Annotated in this window: 25 protein-coding genes; 15 read left to right on the forward strand and 10 right to left on the reverse strand. The window is 70.1% G+C overall.

Annotated features, from left to right (window positions below):
* Window positions 1-5: 5 nt before the first annotated feature.
* Window positions 6-830, reverse strand: coding sequence for an energy transducer TonB (locus BR39_RS25715; RefSeq protein WP_197026660.1), 825 nt, complete (start codon window positions 828-830; stop codon window positions 6-8).
* Between the two features lie 116 nt (window positions 831-946).
* On the opposite strand from BR39_RS25715, the gene thpR reads away from it, so the two are divergent.
* From thpR to BR39_RS0108535, 3 genes are all read left to right on the forward strand, one after another.
* On the forward strand, window positions 947-1483 hold the full coding sequence (thpR, locus tag BR39_RS0108525; RefSeq protein ID WP_029909836.1) for an RNA 2',3'-cyclic phosphodiesterase: 537 nt from the start codon (window positions 947-949) through the stop codon (window positions 1481-1483).
* Between the two features lie 108 nt (window positions 1484-1591).
* A complete protein-coding gene (locus BR39_RS0108530; RefSeq protein ID WP_029909838.1) occupies window positions 1592-2056 on the forward strand; it encodes a DUF4126 family protein in 465 nt (154 codons plus the stop codon).
* Window positions 2057-2065: 9 nt separating this feature from the next.
* Window positions 2066-3460 (forward strand): FAD-containing oxidoreductase, encoded by a 1395-nt coding sequence (locus tag BR39_RS0108535; RefSeq protein WP_029909840.1) that lies wholly within the window; start codon window positions 2066-2068, stop codon window positions 3458-3460.
* Between the two features lie 95 nt (window positions 3461-3555).
* Here BR39_RS0108535 and BR39_RS0108540 read toward each other — a convergent pair whose 3' ends face one another.
* A complete protein-coding gene (locus BR39_RS0108540) occupies window positions 3556-3936 on the reverse strand; it encodes a DUF2237 family protein (protein WP_029909842.1) in 381 nt (126 codons plus the stop codon).
* Window positions 3937-4055: 119 nt separating this feature from the next.
* Between BR39_RS0108540 and BR39_RS0108545 the strand changes: the two genes are divergently transcribed.
* Complete coding sequence (locus tag BR39_RS0108545) at window positions 4056-4934, forward strand: CoA ester lyase (protein ID WP_029909845.1); 879 nt, start codon at window positions 4056-4058, stop codon at window positions 4932-4934.
* A 12-nt stretch (window positions 4935-4946) separates the two neighbouring features.
* Window positions 4947-5984, forward strand: coding sequence for a hypothetical protein (locus BR39_RS0108550; RefSeq protein WP_029909848.1), 1038 nt, complete (start codon window positions 4947-4949; stop codon window positions 5982-5984).
* Here the strand turns inward: BR39_RS0108550 and BR39_RS0108555 are convergent.
* Window positions 5981-6562, reverse strand: a complete 582-nt coding sequence (locus tag BR39_RS0108555) for a TetR/AcrR family transcriptional regulator (protein ID WP_029909851.1) — start codon at window positions 6560-6562, stop codon at window positions 5981-5983. The genes BR39_RS0108550 and BR39_RS0108555 overlap by 4 nt on opposite strands.
* A gap of 111 nt (window positions 6563-6673) precedes the next feature.
* Here BR39_RS0108555 and BR39_RS0108560 point away from each other — a divergent pair, with 111 nt between their 5' ends.
* A complete protein-coding gene (locus BR39_RS0108560; protein ID WP_029909854.1) occupies window positions 6674-7408 on the forward strand; it encodes a 3-oxoacyl-ACP reductase family protein in 735 nt (244 codons plus the stop codon).
* Between the two features lie 84 nt (window positions 7409-7492).
* Here BR39_RS0108560 and BR39_RS0108565 read toward each other — a convergent pair whose 3' ends face one another.
* Together BR39_RS0108565 and BR39_RS0108570 are read right to left on the reverse strand one after the other, a co-directional pair.
* Window positions 7493-7918: an HIT domain-containing protein gene (locus BR39_RS0108565; RefSeq protein WP_029909857.1), complete on the reverse strand. Its 426-nt coding sequence runs from the start codon at window positions 7916-7918 to the stop codon at window positions 7493-7495.
* Window positions 7911-8963 carry a MaoC family dehydratase gene (locus BR39_RS0108570; protein WP_029909860.1) on the reverse strand — a complete coding sequence of 351 codons (1053 nt, stop codon included), beginning with the start codon at window positions 8961-8963 and terminating at the stop codon, window positions 7911-7913. The genes BR39_RS0108565 and BR39_RS0108570 overlap by 8 nt, the downstream gene beginning before the upstream one ends.
* Before the next feature lie 147 nt (window positions 8964-9110).
* On the opposite strand from BR39_RS0108570, the gene mdh reads away from it, so the two are divergent.
* Window positions 9111-10073, forward strand: coding sequence for a malate dehydrogenase (gene mdh, locus BR39_RS0108575; protein WP_029909863.1), 963 nt, complete (start codon window positions 9111-9113; stop codon window positions 10071-10073).
* 137 nt (window positions 10074-10210) lie between these two features.
* Window positions 10211-11017, forward strand: coding sequence for a TonB family protein (locus BR39_RS25720; RefSeq protein ID WP_051695291.1), 807 nt, complete (start codon window positions 10211-10213; stop codon window positions 11015-11017).
* Here the strand turns inward: BR39_RS25720 and BR39_RS0108585 are convergent.
* Entirely contained in the window at window positions 11014-11451 is a 438-nt protein-coding gene (locus tag BR39_RS0108585; RefSeq protein ID WP_029909869.1) for a CBS domain-containing protein, read from the reverse strand. The two genes, BR39_RS25720 and BR39_RS0108585, sit on opposite strands and share 4 nt — an antisense overlap.
* Before the next feature lie 131 nt (window positions 11452-11582).
* On the opposite strand from BR39_RS0108585, the gene BR39_RS0108590 reads away from it, so the two are divergent.
* Window positions 11583-12089, forward strand: coding sequence for a DUF1993 family protein (locus tag BR39_RS0108590; RefSeq protein WP_029909871.1), 507 nt, complete (start codon window positions 11583-11585; stop codon window positions 12087-12089).
* 234 nt (window positions 12090-12323) lie between these two features.
* On the opposite strand, the gene BR39_RS0108600 is transcribed toward BR39_RS0108590, so the two are convergent.
* On the reverse strand, window positions 12324-12599 hold the full coding sequence (locus BR39_RS0108600; RefSeq protein WP_156035628.1) for a hypothetical protein: 276 nt from the start codon (window positions 12597-12599) through the stop codon (window positions 12324-12326).
* 112 nt (window positions 12600-12711) lie between these two features.
* Between BR39_RS0108600 and BR39_RS0108605 the strand changes: the two genes are divergently transcribed.
* The 4 genes from BR39_RS0108605 to BR39_RS0108620 all read left to right on the forward strand — a co-directional run bounded on the left by BR39_RS0108605 (window position 12712) and on the right by BR39_RS0108620 (window position 17330).
* A complete protein-coding gene (locus BR39_RS0108605; RefSeq protein WP_029909879.1) occupies window positions 12712-15135 on the forward strand; it encodes a DNA translocase FtsK in 2424 nt (807 codons plus the stop codon).
* A gap of 101 nt (window positions 15136-15236) precedes the next feature.
* On the forward strand, window positions 15237-15470 hold the full coding sequence (locus tag BR39_RS0108610; protein WP_029909884.1) for a CsbD family protein: 234 nt from the start codon (window positions 15237-15239) through the stop codon (window positions 15468-15470).
* A gap of 160 nt (window positions 15471-15630) precedes the next feature.
* Window positions 15631-16266 carry an outer-membrane lipoprotein carrier protein LolA gene (locus BR39_RS0108615; protein WP_029909887.1) on the forward strand — a complete coding sequence of 212 codons (636 nt, stop codon included), beginning with the start codon at window positions 15631-15633 and terminating at the stop codon, window positions 16264-16266.
* A gap of 257 nt (window positions 16267-16523) precedes the next feature.
* Complete coding sequence (locus BR39_RS0108620) at window positions 16524-17330, forward strand: exodeoxyribonuclease III (RefSeq protein WP_029909888.1); 807 nt, start codon at window positions 16524-16526, stop codon at window positions 17328-17330.
* Between the two features lie 75 nt (window positions 17331-17405).
* On the opposite strand, the gene BR39_RS0108625 is transcribed toward BR39_RS0108620, so the two are convergent.
* On the reverse strand, window positions 17406-18260 hold the full coding sequence (locus BR39_RS0108625; protein ID WP_029909891.1) for a helix-turn-helix transcriptional regulator: 855 nt from the start codon (window positions 18258-18260) through the stop codon (window positions 17406-17408).
* Window positions 18261-18338: 78 nt separating this feature from the next.
* On the opposite strand from BR39_RS0108625, the gene BR39_RS0108630 reads away from it, so the two are divergent.
* Window positions 18339-19229 (forward strand): SDR family oxidoreductase, encoded by an 891-nt coding sequence (locus BR39_RS0108630; protein WP_029909894.1) that lies wholly within the window; start codon window positions 18339-18341, stop codon window positions 19227-19229.
* Window positions 19230-20014: 785 nt separating this feature from the next.
* On the opposite strand, the gene BR39_RS0108635 is transcribed toward BR39_RS0108630, so the two are convergent.
* Window positions 20015-21001 carry a zinc-binding dehydrogenase gene (locus BR39_RS0108635; protein WP_029909896.1) on the reverse strand — a complete coding sequence of 329 codons (987 nt, stop codon included), beginning with the start codon at window positions 20999-21001 and terminating at the stop codon, window positions 20015-20017.
* Window positions 21002-21101: 100 nt separating this feature from the next.
* Here BR39_RS0108635 and BR39_RS0108640 point away from each other — a divergent pair, with 100 nt between their 5' ends.
* The gene (locus BR39_RS0108640; RefSeq protein WP_051695293.1) at window positions 21102-22079 is read left to right on the forward strand and encodes a LysR family transcriptional regulator; all 978 of its coding nucleotides are present in this window, start codon (window positions 21102-21104) and stop codon (window positions 22077-22079) included.
* On the opposite strand, the gene dnaQ is transcribed toward BR39_RS0108640, so the two are convergent.
* A complete protein-coding gene (gene dnaQ, locus BR39_RS0108645; RefSeq protein WP_029909903.1) occupies window positions 22076-22795 on the reverse strand; it encodes a DNA polymerase III subunit epsilon in 720 nt (239 codons plus the stop codon). The genes BR39_RS0108640 and dnaQ overlap by 4 nt on opposite strands.
* Window positions 22796-22800: the final 5 nt, after the last annotated feature.

Below are 22800 nucleotides of genomic sequence, written 5' to 3' on the forward strand. Positions count from 1 at the left end.
GCGGCCTAAGGGGTGTCTTCCGTCTTCTTGCCGGTCAGCCAGTCCCACGGGAACATGATGACGACCGTCGTGGAGGCCGTCGCCAGACCGTCGGCGGTCTTGAAGGGCGCCTTGAGCAAGCCCATGGCGTCGCGCATCGCCTTCTCGGTGGCCGGCGTGTAGTCGTCTCCGCCGAACTGGCAGCCGTCCAGCAGGCCTTCGGTGGTGACGGTGCATTGGGCGAAGGTCGTGCCCTCGGATCGCTGGGCGGCCGCCACCAGACGTTTGTTCTGCTTCGCCGTCGGCTTCTGGAGCCACATGAAGAAGTGGCCCTGGCACATTCCCGTCCCATCGGGACAAGGAATGACCGGCGCCTTCGGCGTGTCGGCCGCCTCGACGGACGGCGCCACGACCGCCGGCTGGGTCCCGATGCGCGTCAGGACCATGGCCATGTCGCCTATTCCCGGCTGCTCCGGCGGGGCCAGGAAGACGACCGGGATGGTGATCGTGCCGCCGCCCACCGGCTCACCGTTGACCGTCTTGGGCTTCATCTGGAAAATCCCGCCCAGCGACACCGCCGCCTCGCCGAAGCCGTAGCCCTTGGGGCTCTCGTTCTTGGCCTTGCAGTCGACCAGGGCGCCCTCGGCGGTGATCTCGCAGGCGATCGTCGCCCGCCCCGAGACGTTCTCCGCCTTGGCCTTGGCGGGATAGAAGCGCTCCATGTCGTCGCCGGTCGGCTTCACCGCCCAATCGGGACGCGTGATGATCTTGGCCGGCGCTGCATTGGCCGCGGCCGCGCCGAGACCCAAGGCCGACGCGAAAAACACCGCGCCCCACGACAGTCGTTTCATGTTCATGCCCCCAAACCCCTGGGATCGGAGCTAGCAGCGCCGGGGCGGTCCCGCAACCGTCGGACGCGGTCGCCGCCCGCCCTTGTCCACCGAGGGCCGTCCGCTAAGTTCGCCCCATGATCCGCCTGTTCACCGCCATCGCCATCCCGCGTGACCTCGCCGAAGACCTGGTCCCGCGCCAGTACGGCATCGACGGCGCCCACTGGCGGCCGGTCGAGGCCTTCCACATCACCCTGCGCTTCGTCGGCGACGTGCCCGAGCCCGACGCGGCCGACCTGACCGAGGAACTGGCCAAGATCCAGGTCCCGGCCTTCGACCTGCGGATGGCCGGGGCCGGCCATTTCGGCGAGGGCGACGACATCCACGCCGTCTGGGCCGGGGTCGAGGACAGTCCGAAACTGGCCCGCCTGCAGCACGCCAACGAGGCCGCCGCCCGCCGCGTGGGCTTGAAGCCCGAGACCCGCGCCTACCGCCCGCACGTCACCCTGGCCTATCTGAAGCGCCCGCCGGTCCCCGAGGTCGCCGCCTGGATCCAGGGCCACAACCTGCTGCGCTCGCCGCCGTTCCGGGTGGACCGCTTCGGCCTCTATTCCAGCTGGCAGACCAAGCACGGTTCGGTCTATCGCCTGGAGGCCGAGTTCCCGCTGAGCTGAAGCCTGGGCCCAGGCGGAGCTTAAACGTCCAAGAACAGCGTTCGGCCTTGCGGTTTGATCAGGCGGCGCGCCAGATCAAGGCGACGCTCGCCGCAACCGGAGATACGCATGTCGCTCTACCTGTTCGCCCTGCTGATCGGGGTGGTGGCCGGCCTTCGGGCCCTGACCGCTCCCGCCGCCGTCGCCTGGGGCGCGCATCTGGGCCTGATACCGCTTCAAGGCACGCCTTTGGCGTGGTTGGGGGGCTCCATCGCCACCTGGGTGTTCACCGCCCTGGCCGTGCTGGAGCTGGTCGGCGACCAGCTGCCCAAGACCCCCAGCCGCAAGGTCCCGGTGCAGTTCGGCACGCGCATCGCCAGCGGAGCCTTCTGCGGCGCCGCCATCGGGATGCTGGGCGGGGCCTGGATCGGCGGCGCGATCGCCGGAGCCGTCGGGGCGGTGATCGGCACCCTGGGCGGGGCCGACGTCCGCGCCCGCCTGGCCAAGGCCTTCGGCAAGGACCTGCCCGCCGCCCTGATCGAGGACGTGGTCGCCGTCGGCGGCGCGGCCCTGATCGTCCTGGCCACCAAGTAGGATCACGTCATGGCCTCCGACACCGCCCAGGCGTTCGACGCCATCATCATCGGCGCCGGCCAGGCCGGACCGTCCCTGGCCGGGCGGCTGACCGACGCCGGCTGGACCGTCGCCCTGGTCGAGCGCAAGGACGTCGGCGGCACCTGCGTCAACACCGGCTGCATGCCGACCAAGACGCTGGTGGCCAGCGCCTACGCCGCCCACCTGGCCCGGCGATCGGCCGAGTACGGGGTGACGCTGGGCGGCGGCGAGGTCGGCGTCGACATGAAGCGGGTCCACGACCGCGCCCGGACCGTCACCCTCAACGCTCGGGGCAATCTGGAAAAGTGGCTGGGCGGCATGAAGGGCTGCACGGTCTTCCGGGGCCACGCCCGCTTCGAAGGCCCCGACACCGTCCGCGTGGGCGACGAGCTGCTGACCGCGCCGAAGATCTTCCTCAATGTCGGCGGCCGGGCCAACGCTCCGCCCATGCCTGGCCTGGACGACATCAGCTACCTGACCAATGTCGGGATGATGGAGGTCGAGGCCCTGCCGAAACACCTGGTGATCGTCGGCGGCAGCTATATCGGCCTGGAGTTCGCCCAGATGTACCGGCGCTTCGGCGCCGATGTGACGGTGGTCGAGATGGGCCCGCGCCTGATCGGCCGCGAGGACCCGGAGATTTCCGACGCCGTGCGCGAGATCCTCGAGGCCGAGGGCGTGAACATGCGCCTGAAGTCGGAGTGCATCAGCTTCGCGCCCTGTCCCGAGGGCGTCTGCGTCCATGTCACTTGCGAGGAGGGCGCGCCGCAGGTCATCGGCTCGCACGTTCTGCTGGCCATCGGCCGCAAGCCCAACACCGACGACCTCGGCCTGGAGAAGGCCGGGGTCGAGCTGGACAAGCGCGGCTACGTGGTGGTCGACGACCAGCTGAAGACGACCAATCCCGGCGTCTGGGCCATGGGCGACTGCAACGGCAAGGGCGCCTTCACCCACACCGCCTACAACGACTTCGAGATCATCGCCGCCAACCTGCTGGACAAGGATCCGAGGAAGGTGACCGACCGCATCACCTGCTACGGCCTGTTCATCGACCCGCCCCTGGGTCGGGTGGGCCTGACCGAGGCCGAGGCCCGCGCCACGGGCCGGCCGCTGCTGGTGGGCCAACGCCCGATGACCCGGGTCGGCCGGGCGGTCGAGAAGGGCGAGACGCTAGGGTTCATGAAGGTGGTGGTCGACGCCGAGACCAAGCAGGTCCTCGGCGCGGCGATCCTGGGCCTGAACGGCGACGAGGCGATCCACGGCATGGTCGACCTGATGTACGCCAAGGCCCCCTACACGGTGATCCAGCGCGCGGTGCACATCCACCCGACCGTGTCGGAGCTGATCCCGACGATGCTGGGGGAATTGAAGCCGCTGGAATGACCCTTCGACCGGGGACATGCACGTGTGCGTGTCCCCAGCCGCTTCACGGGCGCCGAGCCAGACTTGGGGACACGCGCAAGCGCATGTCCCCGGCCCTACGCCACCGCGTGATCCTTCAGCACGCCCAGCGGGACCACCGCCAGCATCTCCTCGTGCGTCGCCTCCAGCACCACTTGCGGGGCGACGCCGGCGTCCAGGGCCTCCTTCCAGCGGCCGGCGCACAGGCACCAGCGGTCGCCGGGGACCAGGCCCCGGAAGGCGTATTCCGGGCGCGGGGTCGACAGGTCGTTGCCGGTGGCCGCCGAGAAGGCCAGGAACTCCTCGGTCATCACCGCGCACACCGTGTGCAGGCCCAGGTCGTGCGGCCCGGTCTCGCAGCAGCCGTTGCGGTAGAAGCCCGTCACCGGGTTCAGCGAGCAGGGCTGGAGCTCCTGGCCCAGCACGTTCTTGGCGTTGTCGTCGTAGCGCGTGGTCATGGCGCGAGCTTAACCCCGTTCTGGGGAATCTGGACACCGTTCCGCTGTTAAGACGTGTGACGACTTCCGGCGGCGGCGTTCAGATGCTTAAGAGGGAGGAACGAGACTAAGGGAGCCTCATGTCCGATCTCGCCCGGCCGCGCCGCAGCGCCCTCTACATGCCCGCCTCCAACGCCAAGGCGGTGGAGAAGGCGCGCACGCTGGACGCCGACGTGATCATCCTGGACCTGGAGGACGCCGTCGCCCCGGACATGAAGGACGCCGCCCGCGAGGCCGCCGTCGCCGCGGTCAAGGCCGGCGGCTTCGGCCCGCGCGAGATCGTCGTCCGCACCAACGGCCTGGACACCCCGTGGGGCGAGGCCGACCTGAAGGCCGTCGCCGAGGCCGGGCCGGACGCGGTGCTGGTCCCCAAGGTCAACGACGCGGCCGACGTCTACGCCTACCAGGCCGCCCTGCACGCAGCCCCGGCCCACACCCGGCTCTGGACCATGATCGAGACCTGCAAGGCCGCCTTCCACCTGTGGGAGATCGCCGCGGCGTCCAAGACCACCCGCCTGACCGGCTGGGTGATGGGGGTCAACGACCTGGCCAAGGAGATGCGGGCCCGCCAGACGCCGGGCCGCGAGGCCTTCCTGCCGATCCTGTCGCTGTCGGTGGCCGCCGCCCGGGCCCACGGCCTGGCCGTCCTGGACGGGGTGCACAACGACATCGAGGACCTTCCCGCCCTGGAGGCGGTCTGCGGCCAGGCGGTGGATTTCGGTTTCGACGGCAAGACCCTGATTCACCCCAAGCACCTGGAGATCTGCAACCGGGTCTTCTCGCCCACCGCCGACGAGATCGCCTGGAGCCGGGCGGTGATCGCCGCCTTCGCCGCGCCCGAGAACGCCGGCAAGGGCGCCCTGCGCGTCGAGGGCCGGATGGCCGAGCGCCTGCACCTGGTCCAGGCCGAACGGCTGGTGGCGGTGGCCGCCGCCATCGCCGAACGCTCGGCCGCCTAGACCGGAAGCCTGATGCGCGCGCTCCTGATCTCCCTGCTGGCCTTCTCCGCCGCTCCTGTCCTGGCTCAGGAGGCGCCCGCCCCGGCCGCGCCGGTCCAGGCCGCGGCTGTCCAAGCCGATCCGAACGCCACGCCGCTCGTGCCCGCCCCGCCGGCCGCCGACGCGCCGGTCTCGGCCGACCAGGCCGTCGATCCCCTGGCCGACCTGATCGCCCAGAGCGGTCCCCAGACCACCGACGAGGAGGACGCCGCGCCCCAGGCGCCGGCCCCGCCGCACAAGCCGACCATCCTGCCGATCCCCGGGCGCGATCCCGACGAGATCGATCCCAACCACGCCATTCCGCAGGGCGGCTACGTGCCGATGGCCGAGGCCTACGACCTGCGGGTCAAGGGCTCGATCCTGGCCGCCCAGGGCCTGCAGGGTCCGCTGGACGGCGGCTGGTCGATCGAGGGGCCGGACGGCGCGGCCCTCTACCGGCTGCAGCTGGTCGACAAGGTCGGCGGCTATGACGGGCTGGAAGGCGCCTGGCGCGACGTGCGCCGGCCCGGGACGGTGGGCTCCACCGGCCTGATCGACTTCGTCGACCGCTCGTACGGCGGCTTCCTGGCCCGGTTCTCGCCGCGCCCCGGCCAGCTGGCCACCCTGGACCTGACGCCGCGCGGCGACGGGTCGTGGAGCGGCAAGCTCAACGAGAACGGGGCCGAGACCCTGGTCACCGCCCGTCGCGTGGCCCAGGCCACCCTGCCGCCCGGCTACGTCCCCACCGGCCGGGGCCCGGTGATCTGGGGCTCCCCGCGTCCCGCCGCGCCCCGCGTCGCGGCCGAAGCGCCGGCCAAGGCCGCCGCCTGTCCGACCAAGGGCAAGAAGGGCAAGGCCCTGAAGGCGGCCAAGGCCAAGTGCGCGGCCGCCGCCAAGAAGGCCGGCAAGGGCAAGGCGACCACCGCCAAAGGCAAGAAGGGCGCGAAGGGCAAGGCCGTCGCCTCGAAGGGCAAGGGCTCGGCCAAGGGCAAGGCGACCTCGAAGAGCTCGACCAAGAAGAAGAAGCGCTAGGCCGGGCGCAGGCCGCGCAAGGCCATCGCGACCATCGCCCGCAGATCCTCGCGGTCGGCGTTGCCGCGCGCGGCGATCTTCAGGCCCGACCGCACGGTCAGCAGGAAGGCCGCGGCCTGGTCGGGATCGATATCGGCCGCCACCTCGCCCGCCGCGACGCCCGCCCGGAGGCGCCGCGCCAGGGCCGCGCGCAGGGCCTGGCCGCTGGCGTCGTTGATGGCGTTGATGTCCGGATCGGCGCGGCCGAACTCGGCCACCGAGCCGACGCCCAGGCAGCCCTTCTGCGGATCGGCCCCCGGACGGGCGAAGGCCAGCAGCGACGCCTCGATCGCTTCCAGGCACGGCAGGTCGGCGTCCAGCGGCGCGACGATTTCGGCCAGGCTCTCGGCGTTGTGGCGCTTCAGCGCCTCCAGGAACAGGCGGCGCTTGTCGCCGAACGCGCCGTACAGGCTCTGGCGGGCGATACCCATCTGCTCCAGCAGGGTCGCGGTCGACGAGCCCTCGTAGCCGTGGCTGGAGAACACCTTGATCGCCGAGGCCAGCGCCTCGTCGCGATCGAATTCCATCGGTCTGGCCATGCGCCTTCCTAGCATATTTGACCGATCTGTCCAGAATATTCTTGACTGAACGATCCATAATGCCCTAAGGCCGCGCCGTTACGGACCGATCAGTCAAGAAAGAGACATCCGATGGAACGAGAACAACAGGGCAAGGTCGCCCTCGTGCTGGGCGGCTCGCGCGGCATCGGCGCGGCGATCGTCGAGCGCCTGGCGGCCGACGGGGCCCAGGTGGCTTTCACCTACGCCAGCTCGCCGGAGAACGCCGAGACCCTGCGGGCGGCGATCGAGGCCAGGGGCGGGACGGCTCTGGCGGTCCGGGCCGACAGCGCCGACGCCGACCAGATCAAGGCGGCCGTCGACCAGACCCTGGCCCGCTTCGGTCGGCTGGACATCCTGGTGGTCAACGCCGGGATCCTGCAGCGCGGCAGGATCGACGAGGTCCGATTGGAGGACTTCGACCGCATGGTGGCGATCAACATCCGCGGGGTGTTCGCCGCCCTGCACCACGCCGCGCCGCACCTTTCCGACGGCGGCCGGATCGTCACCATCGGCAGCAACGTCGCGGTCCGCATCGGGTTTTCGGGCAGCAGCACCTACGCCATGACCAAGGCGGCCGTGGCGGCCCTGGTCAAGGGCGCGGCCATCGACCTGGCCCCGCGCGCCATCACGGTCAACAACATCCAGCCCGGCCCCACCCTGACCGACATGACCTCGGACTATGTCGAGATGGTCCGGCCGCTGATCCCGCTGGCGCGGATGGGCGAGCCCCGCGAGATCGCCGGCCTGGTCGCCTATCTGGTCCGCGAGGAGGCCGGCTTCGTCACCGGCGCCAGCCTGACCGCCGACGGCGGGCTGTCGCTCTGATCGAAGAGCCCGTCCGCGAAGCTCCGCCTTCCTCCGTCATCCCGGACCTTGCGCCCGGGATGACGGAGGCGATGTGCGCTGGCTCTACAGGCCCAGCGCTTCCCGCGCCGCCGCCAGGGCCCGTGTCATCACAGCAGCCTCGTAGGCTTGGGCGGGCGAATGCCCCCACACCGGTCCCGGCCAGGCGGGATCGCCGACCCGGCGGCCCAGGACGTGGACGTGCAGCTGGGGCGTGACGTTGCCCAGGGCGCCGACGTTCAGCTTGTCGACCGCCAGGCCCAGCACCTCGCCCACGGCGCGGACCGCCGCCCCGGCCAGCACGGTCTCCTCGATCAGCCGCGCGCGGGCCGCGACCGACAGGTCCTCCAGCTCGCGCGCGCCGGCGAGGCGCGGGATCAGCACCACCCACGGATAGCGGGCGTCCAGCTGCAGGCGGGCGTGGCACAGGGGCAGGTCGCCCAGCTCGGCGGCGGTGGCGACGAAGGCCGGATCGAGGACGAACTCAGCCATGACGCTTCGGGACCGCCGCCCAATGGTCGAAGTCCAGGATCACGCCCGAGGCGTAGGCCCCGGCCTCGTCCTTGTCCGGGAAGTCGCCGCACGGCCGGTCCACGGTCGCCACCAGCCGCAGGCGCAGGGCGCCGACGCCGGGACCCAGGTCGGCCTTGTCCAGCACCTGCGACCAGGCGAACACCGTGCCGCCCGCGAAATAGGGGCTGACGTGCCGCCCGCCGTTGATGGCCAGGATCAGTCCGGCGTTCTGCAAGCCGTTGAACGACAGGGCCTTGGCGGTGGAGATCACCACCCCGCCATAGACTAGCCGCCGGCCCGAAGGGTCCTTGGCCCGTTCGAATTGGTTGAAGTGGACCTTGGCGGTGTTCTGCCATAGCCGCGTGGCCATCTGGGCCTCGGCCTCTTCGACGGCCATGCCGTCGACATGGTCGATCTTCTCGCCGATTTCGTAGTCCTCGAAGGCGTGCGGGGCGCCGGCGTGGGCAAAGTCGTAGCGCTTGAAGTCCAGCCCCGGGGGCGGCGTCAGATCGGCGGCGGCCACGGCGGCGGCCAGGTCCGGGACCGACTGCCCCTCGACCACCGCGGCGGGATCGCGCTTCTTCACCATCACCCAGCGTACATAGCTGAGCACCGCCACCCCGCGCTGGTTGGTCCCGGTGGTGCGCACATAGACCACGCCGGTCTTGCCGTTGGAGTTCTCCTTCAGCCCGATCACCTCGGACCTCGCCGACAGGGTGTCGCCCGGATGCACCGGGGCCAGGAATCGGCCCTCGGCGTAGCCGAGGTTGGCCACGGCGTTCAGGCTGATGTCGGGTACGGTCTTGCCGAACACCACGTGGAAGGCGACCAGCGGGTCGACCGGGGCGGTCTCCAGCCCGCAGTCGCGCGCGAAGACGTCGGACGAGAACAGCGGGAAACGCGGCCCGTATAGCGCCGTGTACAGCGCCACGTCGCCGGCCGTGACCGTGCGCGGGGTGGCGTGGACGATCACCTGGCCGAGCCTGAAATCCTCGAAAAACCGTCCCGGATCGGTCTTGCTCACGGCCAAGCCTCCTTATCGTTGTTCATGCCGTTTTGCCGCACCGCAGCGAAAGGGGAAAGAGGGCTTCAAAGAGGGCTTGAGGCCGAGCCTTTGCGGGCGTAGACCCCGCCGCGACATTTCTTGTCCAACAAGCCTGATGGAGACCCCATGGCTCGCGCGAAGATCGCCCTTATCGGCGCCGGCATGATCGGCGGCACCCTGGCCCACATCGCCGCTCGTGAAGAGCTGGGCGACGTGATCCTGTTCGACATCGCCGAGGGCACGCCCCAGGGCAAGGCGCTCGACATCGCCGAAGCCTCGGCCGTGTTCGGCAAGGACGTGGCCCTGAAGGGCGCCAACGAGTACGCCGACATCGCCGGCGCCGACGTCTGCATCGTCACCGCCGGCGTGCCGCGCAAGCCGGGCATGAGCCGCGACGACCTGCTGGGCATCAACCTGAAGGTCATGAAGGCCGTCGGCGAAGGCATCAAGGCCCACGCCCCGAACGCCTTCGTCATCTGCATCACCAACCCGCTGGACGCGATGGTCTGGGCCCTGCAGCAGTTCTCGGGCCTGCCGAAGGAAAAGGTCATCGGCATGGCCGGCGTCCTGGACTCGGCCCGCTTCGCCTACTTCCTGTCCGAAGCCACCGGCGTGTCGGTGGAAGACATCCACGCCTGGACCCTGGGCGGCCACGGCGACGACATGGTGCCGATGGTCCGTCACTCGACGGTCGGAGGCCTGCCGTTGCCCGAGCTGGTCAAGCAAGGCTGGCTGACCCAGGAGAAGCTGGACGCCATCGTCGAGCGCACCCGCAAGGGCGGCGGCGAGATCGTCGCCCTGCTCAAGACCGGCTCGGCCTTCTACGCCCCGGCTGAATCGGCCATCGCCATGGCCACCAGCTACCTGAAGGACAAGAAGCGCGTCCTGCCCTGCGCCACCTACCTGACCGGCCAATACGGCCTGAAGGACCTATACGTGGGCGTGCCGGTGGTCATCGGCGCCGGCGGCGCCGAGAAGATCGTCGAGTTCGAAACCAACGACGCCGAGAAGGCGATGTTCGCCGCCTCGGTCGCTTCGGTCCAGGGCCTGATGGAAGCCTGCAAGGGCATCGACAGCTCGCTGAAGTAGGCTTTCCAAGCCTTCGAGATACGGAAAGGGCGGCTCCGACGGGGCTGCCCTTTTTCGTGCAACGGGCCGCGAACCCGAACGACCCAGGATTGTCTTCCCTGTCGAAGCCGTACAGTTTCGCCGCTTCGGGGGTTTCCATGGCGCGCAGCACCATCTTCATCGTCGCGGCGGTCGCCGCGCTCGCGTCGGGCCAGGCTCATGCCGATCCTCGAGCCAACTGGCCCATGGGGTCGGACTGGCTGCACAAGCCGACCGGCCGGGATATGGCCAAATACTATCCGGAGAACGCCGCGCGCGACTCCGTCGTCGGCCGCGGGATCATCGATTGCGACGTGACGGCCAAGGGTTTGCTGGACCACTGCCGCGTGGTCGACGAATTCCCGACCGGCTACGCATTCGGGGAAGCCGCCCTGAAGCTGGGCCGCATTTTCCGCGTCGATCCGAAGACGGTCGATGTCACCGATCCGACCCGCAACCGGGCCATCGTGCCGATCATCTTCGCCGACCAGAACAGGCGGCCGCCGTCCAGCAGTTTCCTCGCCGGCAGCAACGCCATGGTGCTGACCCTCGGCGTCGCGCCGAAGACCCGCAACGCCGTCCCGTGCCCGACCGCTGAAAAGCCGGACCAGTTCTGTGCGTTGCACGCACTGGAGTGGAAGCAGCAGCCCTGGCTGGCCCTGACCCTGCCGGCCCTGGACGGCGTCGACATGACGGCCGGCGTCAGCCTGCTCCAGTGCCGGGTCTCGGCCGAAAGGCGGCTGACCCAATGCGTCGCGAGCGGCGATCCGACGCCCGCCGCGCAAAAGGCGATGCTGGCCGTGGCCGACATGATGGTGGCGCCGGAAAAGGCGCTCGACGGCGCGCCGGTGGGCGACGGCCCGGTGGTGATCCCCTTCGAGTGGTCGAAGATCACCCCGCTGGCCCGGGCCTTGAAGCGACCCTAGTGGGCCGCCGAGGTCTCGCCGCCTTCCTGCGAGATCTCCTCCAGCGTCCGGCCCACCTGCTTGGCGCCGTAGTCCTTGGCCACGTCGCCCAGCGACAGGATGCCGGCCAGGTTGCCGGCCTCGTTGAGCACGACCAGGCGGCGGATCTGGTGGTTGGCCATCTTGGCGGTGGCGTCGGCCAGGACGTCGTCCTCCTTGACGCTCTGGACCTCGCCCTCGCTCATCGCCTCGGAGATGGGGCTGTCGAAACTGCGGCCCTCGGCGACCACGCGCAGGACGATGTCGCGGTCGGTGACCAGGCCGACGACCTTGCCGCCTTCGACGATCGGCACGGCGCCGGTTTCGACGTGGGCCATCACCTGGGCGACCTTGCGCACGCTGTCGGTGGGGGCGGCGGTGCTGACCTGGCTGGTCATGGCGTCGCTGACTTTCATGGGAAGGCTCCTGAGGGGAGTGAATTGAACCCCTGAGAAACCCCGATGCGGCGGGCCCGTTCCGTCCGGTCCCGCTTTGCCGCTTCCGCGACGCAGGCTAGACCGGCCCGGCCTCATCCCCCGGAGCTTCCATGTCGATCACCATCCACCAGGCCAGCGTTCCCGTCTTCGTCCAGGGGCTGAAGGGCCTCAAGGGCGTGCTGGCCAAGGCCGCCGCCCATGTCGAGACCCGCAAGCTGGACCCCGACGCCCTGCTGAAGGCGCGGCTGTTCCCCGACATGTTCCCGCTGCTGCGCCAGGTGCAGATCGCCACCGACTTCGCCAAGGGCTGCGCCGCGCGCCTGGCCGGCCAGGAGGTTCCCGCCTGGGACGACGTCGAGACCGGCTTCGGCGACCTGATCGCCCGGGTCGATCGCGCGATCGCCTATGTCGAGGGCCTGGACCCGGCGGCGTTCGACGGCGCCGAGGATCGCGACATCACCCTGACGCGGCGCGGCGAGACCAGCGTGGTCAAGGGCTTGGCCTATCTGCAGACCCAGGCCCAGCCGAACTTCTTCTTCCACCTGACCACCGCCTACGCGATCCTGCGCAAGAACGGCGTCGAGATCGGCAAGAAGGACTATCTGGGCACGGCCTGAGGACGCGGTTCCGGCGACGATCAAGGCCGCCGCCGGAACGCCCACACCAAGGTCGCCAAGGCGGTGAACACGCCCGCGACCGCCGACAGGATGATCGGCAACTGACTCAAAAGCTCCTTGTCCATGACCAAGCGTCCAACTGACCCGCCAACAGCGGCGGGTTACGCGCCAGGATGACTCCCGCCCACGACGAGTCCGGACGTATGTTCTCTTTTTGTTCTATTCCGAGACCTGTTAGCCGACGTCGACGCCGCGGCGGTCTTCCCGCATCTGGAGAAGGACGCAAAGCGCGAACAGCAGGACCAGCACCGGGGCCACATGGCTCGCGTGACGGTACAGCAGGGCGTTCAGGTGCGTGAAATAGAAGGTCGTGCCCTTAAGGGGCAGACCGTAGAGGCGGCCGGTAGCCGGATCGGCATGGCCCACCGCCGCCGTGAACTGCAGGACGGCCGGGATCATGAAGGCCACGAGGCCCAGGCTCCCGAAGATCGACGCCAGTATCCTCGCCAAGTTCGTCACCCTCCGACGCGACCTCAAACCACAGGCAAACCCGATCATCGTAAATACGCCTTAACCCTCTTGCGGCAAAACAGGGGAGTCTACGAGTGCAAGGTGACTTCTGATGGCGCGAGCGGCGCGGCGATCGAGCGTTGAACTGGTCTGGGACGCGGTGCGGTACGGCTGGGCCCAGCCGTGGTCGGCGCGGTTCCGGGGCGGGGTGATCTGCGTGGTCGGCGCGGGCCTCTTGCTGTCGGTCGCCACCTACAACGCCGCCGATCCCAGCCTGAACGCCGCCACCGGCCAGCCCGCCACCAACGCGCTCGGCGGAGCCGGCGCGGCCCTGGCCGACGTGGTCATGCAGTCGATGGGCCTGGCCGGCTGGATGGCCGCCGCCCTGATGCTGGTGTTCGGCATGTCGCGCGTCACCCAGCCCGACCCGGCCGCCCACCGCCGCGACCTGCGGGTCCGCGCCGCCGTCGGCGGCCTGGGTCTGCTGGCCCTGGCCGGCCTGCTGGCCGCGCCGCCCAAGCCGGTCGCCTGGCCGCTGGCCAAGGGTCTGGGCGGGTTCTGGGGCGACGGCGTGCTGAACCTGCTGGCCGGCCTCCTGGGTTTCGCCCGCCTGCCCGGCGCCCACCTGATCGCCGCCCTGCTGCTGGCGATCGGCGCGGCCGTGGCCCTGGGCTACGCCATCGGCGTGCGCCGCATCGATCCCGAGGCGATCGGCGACATGGTCCACGGCCTGATGCAGCCGCGCGAGCGCGCGCCCGCGCCGCAGCCCGTCGCCGCCCCCGAACCCGCCGCCCGTCCGCGCGCGCCGCGCAAGGCTCCGGCCCCGGTGATCGAGGTCGAACCCCAGGCGGCCGCCGCCGCCGTGGCGCCGCGCAAGGCCGCCAAGGCCGCCCCGCCGCCGGTGGAGGACGACGACGACTTCGAGCCCAGCTTCGAGCCGCGGCCCCTGGCCATCGCCCAGCCCAAGACGCCCGCCAAGTCCAACAACCGCGAGCAGCGCGAACAGCAGAAGGCCTTCGACTTCGAGGCCGAGGGCTTCCAGCTGCCCGAGCTGGCCATGCTGGCCAAGCCCAAGCCGCGCTCGGCCGAGTTCGACGAGGAGGCCCTGCGCCAGAACGCCCGCCTGCTGGAAAGCGTGCTGGCCGAGTTCGGCGTGCGCGGCCAGATCGACCAGATCCGCCCCGGCCCCGTCGTGACCATGTACGAGCTGGTGCCGGCCGCCGGCACCAAGACCGCCCGCGTCGTGGCCCTGGCCGACGACATCGCCCGCTCGATGAGCGTGATCTCGTGCCGCGTGGCCGTGGCCCAGGGCCGCAACGCCATCGGCATCGAGATGCCCAACCAGCGCCGCGAGACCGTCTATCTGCGCGACCTGCTCAGCAGCGCCGACTACGAGCGCGCCAGCCACAACCTGCCCATGGCCCTGGGCGAGACCATCGGCGGCGACACCTACATCGCCGACCTGGCCAAGATGCCCCACCTGCTGATCGCCGGCACCACCGGTTCCGGCAAGTCGGTCGGCGTCAACGCCATGATCCTGTCGATCCTGTACAAGCTGCCGCCCGAGAAGTGCCGCTTCATCATGATCGACCCGAAGATGCTGGAACTCAGCGTCTATGACGGCATCCCGCACCTGCTGGCCCCGGTCGTGACCGATCCGAAGAAGGCCGTGGTGGCGCTGAAGTGGACCGTCCGCGAGATGGAGGACCGCTATCGCCGCATGTCCAAGATCGGCGTGCGCAACATCGGCGGCTTCAACGAGAAGGCCAACGAGGCCCTGGAGAAGGGCGAGCACTTCGAGCGGACCGTCCAGACCGGCTTCGACGACGCCGGCCGCCCGATCTACGAGACCGAGAAGATCCGCCCCGAGCCCATGCCCTATCTGGTGGTGGTCATCGACGAGGTGGCCGACCTGATGATGGTGGCCGGCAAGGACATCGAAGGCGCCGTCCAGCGCCTGGCCCAGATGGCCCGCGCCGCCGGCATCCACCTGATCATGGCCACCCAGCGCCCGTCGGTCGACGTCATCACCGGCACCATCAAGGCCAACTTCCCGACCCGGATCAGCTTCCAGGTCACCAGCAAGATCGACGCCCGCACCATCCTGGGCGAGCAGGGCGCCGAGCAGCTGCTGGGCCAGGGCGACATGCTCTACATGGCCGGTGGCGGCCGCATCACCCGCCTGCACGGCCCGTTCGTCAGCGACGGCGAGGTCGAGGCCGTGGCCAAGTTCCTGCGCGACCAGGGCATCCCCAACTATCTCGACGAAGTCACCGCCGGCGGCGACGAGGAGCAGGAAGAGGCCATCGAGGGCGCCTTCGCGGGCGAGGGCGGGGCCAACGACCTCTACGACCACGCCGTGGCCGTGGTCACCCGCGACCGCAAGGCCTCGACCAGCTACATCCAGCGCCGCCTGCAGATCGGCTATAACCGCGCCGCCTCGCTGATGGAGCGGATGGAGAAGGAGGGCGTGGTCGGCCCCGCCAACCACGCCGGCAAGCGCGAGATCCTGGCGCCGCCCCCGCCGCCGATGTAGGGGCGGCCCGGCGCGGCCGGATCGTTTATGGCTCCGCTTGCGTTGTAGGCGCGTGACGGCCGAGGTCGTCGCGCCCGATCATCGCCCACGGAGCCTCGCCCATGACCCGACCGCGCACGCCGTTCCTCGCCCTGACCCTGGTGATCGCCGTGGCGGGCCTGAGCGCCTGCGACAAGGAAGCCGGGCGCAAGCAGGAAACCGTCGGCAAGGTCGAATCCGGCCTCGGGACGGTCGTCGGCGACAAGGACCTGAAGGCGCAGGGCAAGGAAGACAAGGTCACCGGCAACGTGAAGCAGGGCGACCTGAAGGGCGCGGTCAAGGACGCCAAGAAGTAGGACCGTCCCACCGCCTGAAACCTCGGCCGTTCGACGGCGTTTCTTTCGCCTCCAACCTCCCGAACCTGAACGGCGCTTCATCGGAGCGCCGGAAAATGGTCGCGCGAGAGCCTTTCGCTCGTCGCACGCTCAGGGCAAAGGTTGACGTCTAGGAGATCGCATGACCAACACGACCCGCCGCCTGATCCTCGCCGCCGGCCTCGCCCTGGCCGCCGCGCCCGCGTTCGCCGCCCAGACGGCGGCCCCCAAGCTCTCGGCCGAGGACCAGGCCTTGGTCGACAAGGCCACGGCCTATATCCAGACCCTCGGCTCGGCCAAGGGGCGCTTCATCCAGACCGACGCGCGCGGGACCCAGACCCAGGGGACCTTCTACCTGCAGCGTCCCGGCAAGGCCCGCTTCGCCTATGACGGCCCCAACGGCCTGCTGGTGGTCAGCAACGGCAGCAGCGTCAACATCTCCGACCCCCGGCTGAAGACCTTCGAGAGCTATCCGCTCAGCCGCACGCCCCTGGTCCTGCTTCTGGCCCGCGAGGTGCGGCTGGACCGCGGCGTGACCATCACCGGCGTGCGCAAGCTGGCGGACGGTTTCAGCATCCAGGCGGTGGACGCCAAGAAGGAGACCCGCGGCCGCATCGAGCTGAACTTCAGCAGCGGCCCCGACCTGGTCGGCTGGACCGTCACCGACGCCAAGGGCGCGGAGACCCGCGTGCGCCTGGTGGACTTCGAAAAGACGTCCGGCCTGGACCCGAAACTGTTCGTCCTGAATGACCCCCGTCGTCGCGTCGGCAAGCCCTAGTTGTATTTTGGCCGTTCGACGCGGCCGAAATGCGACAATTTCACAACATGCAAGATGTTAACGCGATTGTCCTTGACTTAGATTCTCGCCGTGGCAGATTTAACACGCATGGCGAAGAGCGCCCGACCCGCCCTTCGCAACCGTGCCGGACCTATCCCCTCCCGGCGGCGGCATGAGAGACCCGACTTTCGCCCAGACACTTCGTGTCTGGGCGTTTTTCGTTGTCGCCGGCCGTTTCGAAGCTCTAGAGGAACGGCATGCGCCTCCGTATCGCCACCTGGAACGTCAATTCCGTCCGCCTGCGCGCCGAGCAGGCCGCCCGCTTCGTCGACGAGCAGGCCCCCGACGTGCTCTGCATGCAGGAGATCAAGTGCCAGGAGGGGGAGTTCCCCCGCGAGGCCTTCGTCGCCATGGGCCTGCCGCACATCAAGGTCATGGGCCAGAAGGGCTGGCACGGCGTGGCCATCGCCTCGCGCCTGCCCTTCGAGGACGTGCCGACGCTGATGAACTGCCGCGAGGGTCATGCCCGCTGCGTCGCGGTCAAGGTGGCCGGGGTCGACATCCAGAACTTCTACATCCCGGCCGGCGGCGACACGCCCGATCGCGTCGGCAATCCGAAGTTCGACCACAAGCTCGACTTCTATGAGACCCTGACCGCCGCCCTGAAGAAGCGTGACCCCAAGGCGCCGCTGATCGTCACCGGCGACCTGAACATCGCGCCCGGCGAGAACGACGTCTGGAGTCACCGCCAGATGCTGAAGGTCGTCAGCCACACGCCGGCCGAGCTCGAGGCCTTCGACGCGATGATCAAGTCGATGGACCTGCTGGATTTGCCGCGCCTGGCTGTGCCCGAGCCGGAAAAGCTGTTCAGCTGGTGGAGCTACCGCGCCGCCGATTTCCGCAAGTCCAACCGCGGCCTGCGCCTGGATCACATCCTGGCCAGCCCCGGCCTGCGCGACGCGGCGATCGTCGACGGCAAGGTGTCGTCGAAGGTCCACGACACGGTGCGCGAATGGGAACGTCCCAGCGACCACGCCCCGGTGACCGCGGATTTGCGGGTTTAGGGCCACCGCTCTTCCGGCTGTCATCCCGGAAGCCCCGCAGGGGCTGTCCGGGATGACAACTATTGGGGGAGGCGCCTAGCTCGCGGACACATCTCGCGCCGCCACCAGCTTGCGGATGTTGTCGGCGTCCTCGGCCGTCGCCGGGTTGTAGACCACCAGGCCCAGGTCCGGCCGGCCGTCGACGGCGAAGGCGGAATATTCGAAGGCGATCGGGCCAAGCACCGGATGGCGCAGGCGTTTGACCCCCTCGCCGTAGTGCCGCACGTCGTTTTCGCGCCACAGCCGGGCGAACTCCGGACTCGTCCGGCTCAGGTCCTCGACCAGGGCCTGGACCTCGGCGCCGGCCCCCGCCCGCGCCGCGTCGGCCCGGAAGGCGGCGACCACGAACCGCGCCACGCTGTCCCAATCGAACTGGGCCTCGCGCACGCGCGGATCGCCGAAGATCAGCCGCAGGATGTTGCGCTGTTCCGGGGGCAGGGCGCCGTAGTCGGTCAGCACCGCCGCGGCGGCCTTGTTCCAGGCCACCACGTCCCAGGTGGCGGTGCGGATCAGGGCGGGGCTGGCCTCCAGGGCGTCCAGCACCCGCTGCAAGCGCGGCGTCACCCCCTCGGACTTGGCGTAGCGCACCTCCGGCGGACGCCCCAGGCCCAACAGGAACAGGTGCTCGCGCTCGACATCGGTCAGCAGCAGGGCGCGGGCGATGCGGTCCAGCACGTCGGCCGAGGGCGCGCCGCCGCGTCCCTGTTCCAGCCAAGTGTACCAGGTGGCGCTGATGTCGGCCCGCTGGGCGACCTCCTCGCGCCGCAGGCCCGGCGTGCGCCGCCGCCCCGTCGGCAGGCCGAAGTCGGCGGGATTCAGCCTGGCCCGGCGCCCCTTCAGATAGGTCGCCAGGGAGTCCCGAGGCGCGGGCGTCTCGATCCTGTTAGTCATTATACCCTGATAATCTCTCGTCTTTTACCGGCATAGCATACGCGCCAAATGACCTCCGTCGAACATCGGAGAGTTCCCATGCGTGTTTTCGTCACCGGCGCCACCGGCTTCGTCGGCTCCGCCGTCGTCCAAGACCTGATCGCCGCCGGCCACCAGGTTCTGGGCCTGACCCGGTCCGAGGCCGGTGCCCGGCAGCTCGAGGCGGCCGGAGCCCAGGTCCACCAGGGCTCCCTCGAGGACCCGGACAGCCTGGCGCGCGGCGCCGCGGCGGCCGACGGGGTGATCCACACCGCCTTCAACCACGACTTCTCGCGGTTCGTGGAGAACTGCGAACAGGACCGCCGGGCCATCGAGACGATCGGCGCGGCCCTGGAGGGCACGGAGCGGCCGCTGCTGGTCACCTCGGGGACCCTGCTGCTGGCCGACGGCCGCCTGGCGACCGAGGACGACCGGATGCCCGTCGGGCCGGGCCATCCCCGCCAGTCCGAGCCGGCGGCCGCGGCCCTGGCGGCGCGTGGGATCAAGGCCTCGGTCGTGCGGCTACCGCCGTCGGTGCACGGGGCGGGCGACCACGGCTTCGTGCCGCATCTGATCGGCCTGGCCCGGCAGAAGGGGGCCGCGGCCTATATCGGCGAGGGCCTCAACCGCTGGCCGGCCGTGCACCGCTTCGACGCCGCCCCGGTCTACCGGCTGGCGCTGGAGCGCGGCGAGGGCGGGGCGCGCTACCACGCGATCGGCGAGGAGGGCGCGCCGTTCAAGGCCATCGCCGCCGCGATCGGCGCGGGGCTGGGCGTGCCCGTCGTCAGCGTGTCGCCGGACGAGGCCGCCGACTGGTTCGGCTGGTTCGCCCGCTTCGCCGCCGCCGACGCCCCAACCTCCAGCGCCTGGACCCGGGAGGTGCTGGGCTGGACGCCGAACCAGCCGGACCTGCTGACCGATATGCAGCAGGCGGGGTATTTCGCGGGGTGAAGAGGGCGTCTCGCACCCTCTCCCAGAGGGAGAGGGAGGGACCCGCGCCGCAGGCGTGGGAGGGTGAGGGGTTTCACCCTGTCGGGTTTGGCTGCCGCCGCACTGCCGGCGCTCCGTCGGACGTCGTAACCCCTCACCCGGCCCTCTCCCTCTGGGAGAGGGTTCCGAGTGGGCGACTTATGCTCGGTGGATTGCGACTGAAGTTCAGCGTTTTCAACACCCTGAACTTTCTCGACCTGATTTGGTCCTCACTCTTCCAAGCAGCCTTATCCTTTACCCACCTCGACGCAGGGAAAGGGCGCATGGCCAGCGACCGATGCGGCGGCGGGGGGCGATCGAGCGGGACTGGGCTGGAGGGGGTTACTCCAGCGTGTCCGGGGCCTTCCATCGTTGGGGAGCCCGCCCGCCGTCGGCGTCGAACGGGGACAAAGCGCGTGTTTGCCCTTAGGCCCGCGCCCCCGGCGGCCGGGAAAGCTGGAAACAGCCGCCCCGGGTCCGGCTAAGCCTCAACAGGGCTGCCCACCGGACGCTGGCGGATAACGCATCGCGCGGAGCGACTGGCTTCGTCGAAACGGTACAAAACACAGAACTCCGGACGTCGTCCGGCGCTCCGCGTCCCTTTCCATCAGCTCACAGCCATTGGCGTGGGATCACACTCCCTTGCCCCCACCTGGCGGCTTCGCCGCCTGTCCGCCCCCGTAGGGGGCGGAGCCGCCTGCGCGAGGCTCTTCCCCCTCCCGGGGACGACCGCGAAGCGGTCCGTAGGGGGCAAGGGGTCGCCGCCGCTAGTCCTCGAAGACCAGCACATGCTTGCCGCCCTCAGGCCGGAACGTCGCCCCTTCAAGCGCCTGGCGATGATCCTCGAGCGTCCAGCGGCCGGCGATGCGGACCTCGATCTCGGGATCGGCCAGCTCGGCCAGGACGCTGGCCAGATAGTCGGCGTCCCCCGGGGCCGGCGGATCGAAGAAGTAGCGGTAGACGTAGGAGCGGATTTCCTGCAGGTCCATCAACACCTTGAGCGCGCCGGCCTGGAAAGGCCGCAGATCGTAGGCGCCGACCACGACCGCCCGGCCCTTGAAGCCCAGGGCCTCAAGGAGTTGGGTCAGGACCTCGCCGCCCACGGCGTCGACGACGCCGCTCAGGCCCTGGCCGCCCGTCGCCGCCCGCACCGCCTCGGCCAGGGGGACCGCGAGGTCGGCCAGGGCGATCACGGCCTCCGCGCCCAGGGCCGTCAGGTCGCGGTCCTGGATCCGCCGGCGCACGATCGCCAGCACCCGCACACCGCGCCGCCGGGCCATCTGGATGACCAGGCTCGAGACCAGCGAATGGCCGGCCGTGACCGCCAGCCATTGTCCCGGCCCGACCTCGCTGGCCGTCAGGACGTCGCGGGCGGTGATCGCGGGCATCAGCTGGGCGGCGCGCTCGGCCGGATAGTCGGCGGGCAGGGGGATCAGGGCCCGTGCGTCGATCGCCGCGAACTCGGCCCAGACGCGGCCGGCGCTGAACGCCACCAGCATCCCCGGCGCCAGGTCGGCGCGGCCGCCGGTCTCGACCACCCGGCCCACGCCGTGGTTGCCGACCACCTGGCCGGGCAGGACCGGCCGCTTGGCCTCGGGATATTGGCCCTGGGTGAAGAAGAAGTCGCCGGGGTGGATCCCGGCGGCGACCATCCGCACCAGGGCCTCGCCCGGACCGGGACGGGGCGCGGGGACCTCCCGCAGTTCGACCACGTCGAGAGGCGGACCGAGACGATCCTGGACCAGCGCTTTCATCGGACTTGCTCCTGTCGGACCCGCCATCTCGCGGGGTGGAGGTCAAATGCGAGCGACCGCCGATCGGGACAATCGACCCGGATGGAGCGCTGTTTTCCAGATGAGCAACAATCCCGCCTTGCGTCCCCGGCCGCCGATCCCGATCTGCGGACCGGACTTCGAGGGAACGGCGATGCTGGGATTCGACGACGCGGCGATCTTCCTGAAGGTGGCGCGGGAAGGCAGCTTCATCGCCGCCGCCCGGGCCCTGGGCCTGCCGACCAGCTCGGTCAGCCGCCGGGTCGCCGCCCTGGAGGCGCGGCTCAAGGTCCAGCTGCTGCGGCGGACCACCCGGGCGGTGGGCCTGACCGACGACGGCCGGGCCTTCGTCGACCGCTGCGCGGCCGCCATCGACGAGATCGAGGCCGCGGCCAAGGGTTTCGACACCAGCGAGGCGCGGCTCACGGGACGGCTGACCGTCACCGCCCCGCACCATGTCTGCAACGAGGAATTCGCGCCCAACCTGCTGGCCTTCGCCGCCGGCCATCCGGATCTGGTCATGGACCTGCGGTTGACCAACGGCGCGCCCGACCTGATCGAGGAGGGGATCGACGTGGCCTTCCAGCTGGCCCCGCTGCCCGAAGGTCGCCACGTGGCGCGCAAGCTGTGGTCGTCGCCCTACATGATCTGCGCCAGCCGCGACTTCGTCGACCGCCATCCCGAAACCCGGCGGCTGGACCATCCCCGGCGGCTCTGCCCGCTGCCGGCGATCCTCACCCCGCCGATCCGCAACTGGCGGTTCGTCCATGCGGGCGGCGAGACCTACGCCATGGCCCCGCGCACCCTGGGGGCGTCGGTGGACGATCTGTCGATGGGCGCCCTGGCCGCGCGCCAGGGCCTGGGGGTCGCCTATCTGCCCAGGGGCCTGGCCGGCCGCTTCCCGGACCTGGTCGAGCTGACGTTCGGGGATTGGCGCGTCGAGGACCGCGAGCTCTACGCCCTCTATCCGGCCACCCGGCAGCTGTCGCCCAAGGTCCGCGCGGTCATCGACCACGCCCTGTCGACCCGCGCCGCGCATCAGTCCAGGCCGGCGGCCTAGCCCTCGGCGGCCACGACGCCCACGCCGAACTGGATCCAGACGGCCTTGTCCTTGAGGTTCTTCTTCACGAAGGCGGCGTGGATCTCGCGCTCTTCCTCGGTCGAGCGCGGGGCCAGCGGCCGGGCCCGGGCGCCGTACGAACCGGCGCGGGCGACCGAGACGGCGTTGACGGCGACCGCGTGGGTCAGCTCCAGCGCCCGTTCCTTGCCGCCCTGCAGCTCGAGATAGACCTCGGCCAGCAGGTGGGCGTCGATCAGGGCCCCGTGCTTGTCGCGGCTGTCGAGGCTGATCTTGAACCGCTTACACAGCGCATCGAGCGAGTTGTACATGCCCGGGAAGCGCTTCTTGGCCATGGCCAGGGTGTCGACCCAGCTGCTTTCGTGGATCGGCGCCCGACCACACTTCTCCAGCTCGAAATTGACGAAGCTGCGGTCGAAGGCGGCGTTGTGGGCGATGACCGGGGCGTCGCCGACGAAGTCCAGGAACCGGTCGGCGATCTCCTCGAACTTCGGCTTGCCCTTCAGGAAGGCGCTGGACAGGCCGTGCACCTTCTCGGCCTCGGCCGGCATGTCGCGCAGCGGGTCGCAATATTCGTGGAACGACCGCCCGGTGGGCATGTAGTCGACCACCTCGATGCAGCCGATTTCGACCAGCCGGTCGCCGGTCTTGGGGTCGAAGCCGGTGGTTTCGGTATCGAGGATGATTTCCCGCGCCATCGGAT

The organism is Caulobacter sp. UNC358MFTsu5.1 (assembly GCF_000712075.1).
Taxonomy (GTDB): Bacteria; Pseudomonadota; Alphaproteobacteria; order Caulobacterales; family Caulobacteraceae; genus Caulobacter.

What these genes read in the sequence shown, in the direction of transcription:
- BR39_RS0108530 (WP_029909838.1), top strand. Translation starts at nt 1,592, where the DNA reads ATGTCGCTCTACCTGTTCGCCCTGCTGATCGGGGTGGTGGCCGGCCTT.
- BR39_RS0108605 (WP_029909879.1), top strand. Translation starts at nt 12,712, where the DNA reads ATGGCGCGAGCGGCGCGGCGATCGAGCGTTGAACTGGTCTGGGACGCG.
- BR39_RS0108565 (WP_029909857.1), bottom strand. Translation starts at nt 7,918, where the DNA reads ATGGCTGAGTTCGTCCTCGATCCGGCCTTCGTCGCCACCGCCGCCGAG.
- BR39_RS0108540 (WP_029909842.1), bottom strand. Translation starts at nt 3,936, where the DNA reads ATGACCACGCGCTACGACGACAACGCCAAGAACGTGCTGGGCCAGGAG.
- BR39_RS0108635 (WP_029909896.1), bottom strand. Translation starts at nt 21,001, where the DNA reads ATGAAAGCGCTGGTCCAGGATCGTCTCGGTCCGCCTCTCGACGTGGTC.
- BR39_RS0108550 (WP_029909848.1), top strand. Translation starts at nt 4,947, where the DNA reads ATGCGCGCGCTCCTGATCTCCCTGCTGGCCTTCTCCGCCGCTCCTGTC.
- BR39_RS0108610 (WP_029909884.1), top strand. Translation starts at nt 15,237, where the DNA reads ATGACCCGACCGCGCACGCCGTTCCTCGCCCTGACCCTGGTGATCGCC.
- BR39_RS0108590 (WP_029909871.1), top strand. Translation starts at nt 11,583, where the DNA reads ATGTCGATCACCATCCACCAGGCCAGCGTTCCCGTCTTCGTCCAGGGG.
- BR39_RS0108545 (WP_029909845.1), top strand. Translation starts at nt 4,056, where the DNA reads ATGTCCGATCTCGCCCGGCCGCGCCGCAGCGCCCTCTACATGCCCGCC.
- BR39_RS0108615 (WP_029909887.1), top strand. Translation starts at nt 15,631, where the DNA reads ATGACCAACACGACCCGCCGCCTGATCCTCGCCGCCGGCCTCGCCCTG.
- BR39_RS0108640 (WP_051695293.1), top strand. Translation starts at nt 21,102, where the DNA reads ATGAGCAACAATCCCGCCTTGCGTCCCCGGCCGCCGATCCCGATCTGC.
- BR39_RS0108620 (WP_029909888.1), top strand. Translation starts at nt 16,524, where the DNA reads ATGCGCCTCCGTATCGCCACCTGGAACGTCAATTCCGTCCGCCTGCGC.
- BR39_RS0108625 (WP_029909891.1), bottom strand. Translation starts at nt 18,260, where the DNA reads ATGACTAACAGGATCGAGACGCCCGCGCCTCGGGACTCCCTGGCGACC.
- BR39_RS25715 (WP_197026660.1), bottom strand. Translation starts at nt 830, where the DNA reads ATGAAACGACTGTCGTGGGGCGCGGTGTTTTTCGCGTCGGCCTTGGGT.
- BR39_RS0108585 (WP_029909869.1), bottom strand. Translation starts at nt 11,451, where the DNA reads ATGAAAGTCAGCGACGCCATGACCAGCCAGGTCAGCACCGCCGCCCCC.
- BR39_RS0108630 (WP_029909894.1), top strand. Translation starts at nt 18,339, where the DNA reads ATGCGTGTTTTCGTCACCGGCGCCACCGGCTTCGTCGGCTCCGCCGTC.
- thpR (WP_029909836.1), top strand. Translation starts at nt 947, where the DNA reads ATGATCCGCCTGTTCACCGCCATCGCCATCCCGCGTGACCTCGCCGAA.
- BR39_RS0108555 (WP_029909851.1), bottom strand. Translation starts at nt 6,562, where the DNA reads ATGGCCAGACCGATGGAATTCGATCGCGACGAGGCGCTGGCCTCGGCG.
- BR39_RS0108560 (WP_029909854.1), top strand. Translation starts at nt 6,674, where the DNA reads ATGGAACGAGAACAACAGGGCAAGGTCGCCCTCGTGCTGGGCGGCTCG.
- dnaQ (WP_029909903.1), bottom strand. Translation starts at nt 22,795, where the DNA reads ATGGCGCGGGAAATCATCCTCGATACCGAAACCACCGGCTTCGACCCC.
- BR39_RS25720 (WP_051695291.1), top strand. Translation starts at nt 10,211, where the DNA reads ATGGCGCGCAGCACCATCTTCATCGTCGCGGCGGTCGCCGCGCTCGCG.
- BR39_RS0108535 (WP_029909840.1), top strand. Translation starts at nt 2,066, where the DNA reads ATGGCCTCCGACACCGCCCAGGCGTTCGACGCCATCATCATCGGCGCC.
- mdh (WP_029909863.1), top strand. Translation starts at nt 9,111, where the DNA reads ATGGCTCGCGCGAAGATCGCCCTTATCGGCGCCGGCATGATCGGCGGC.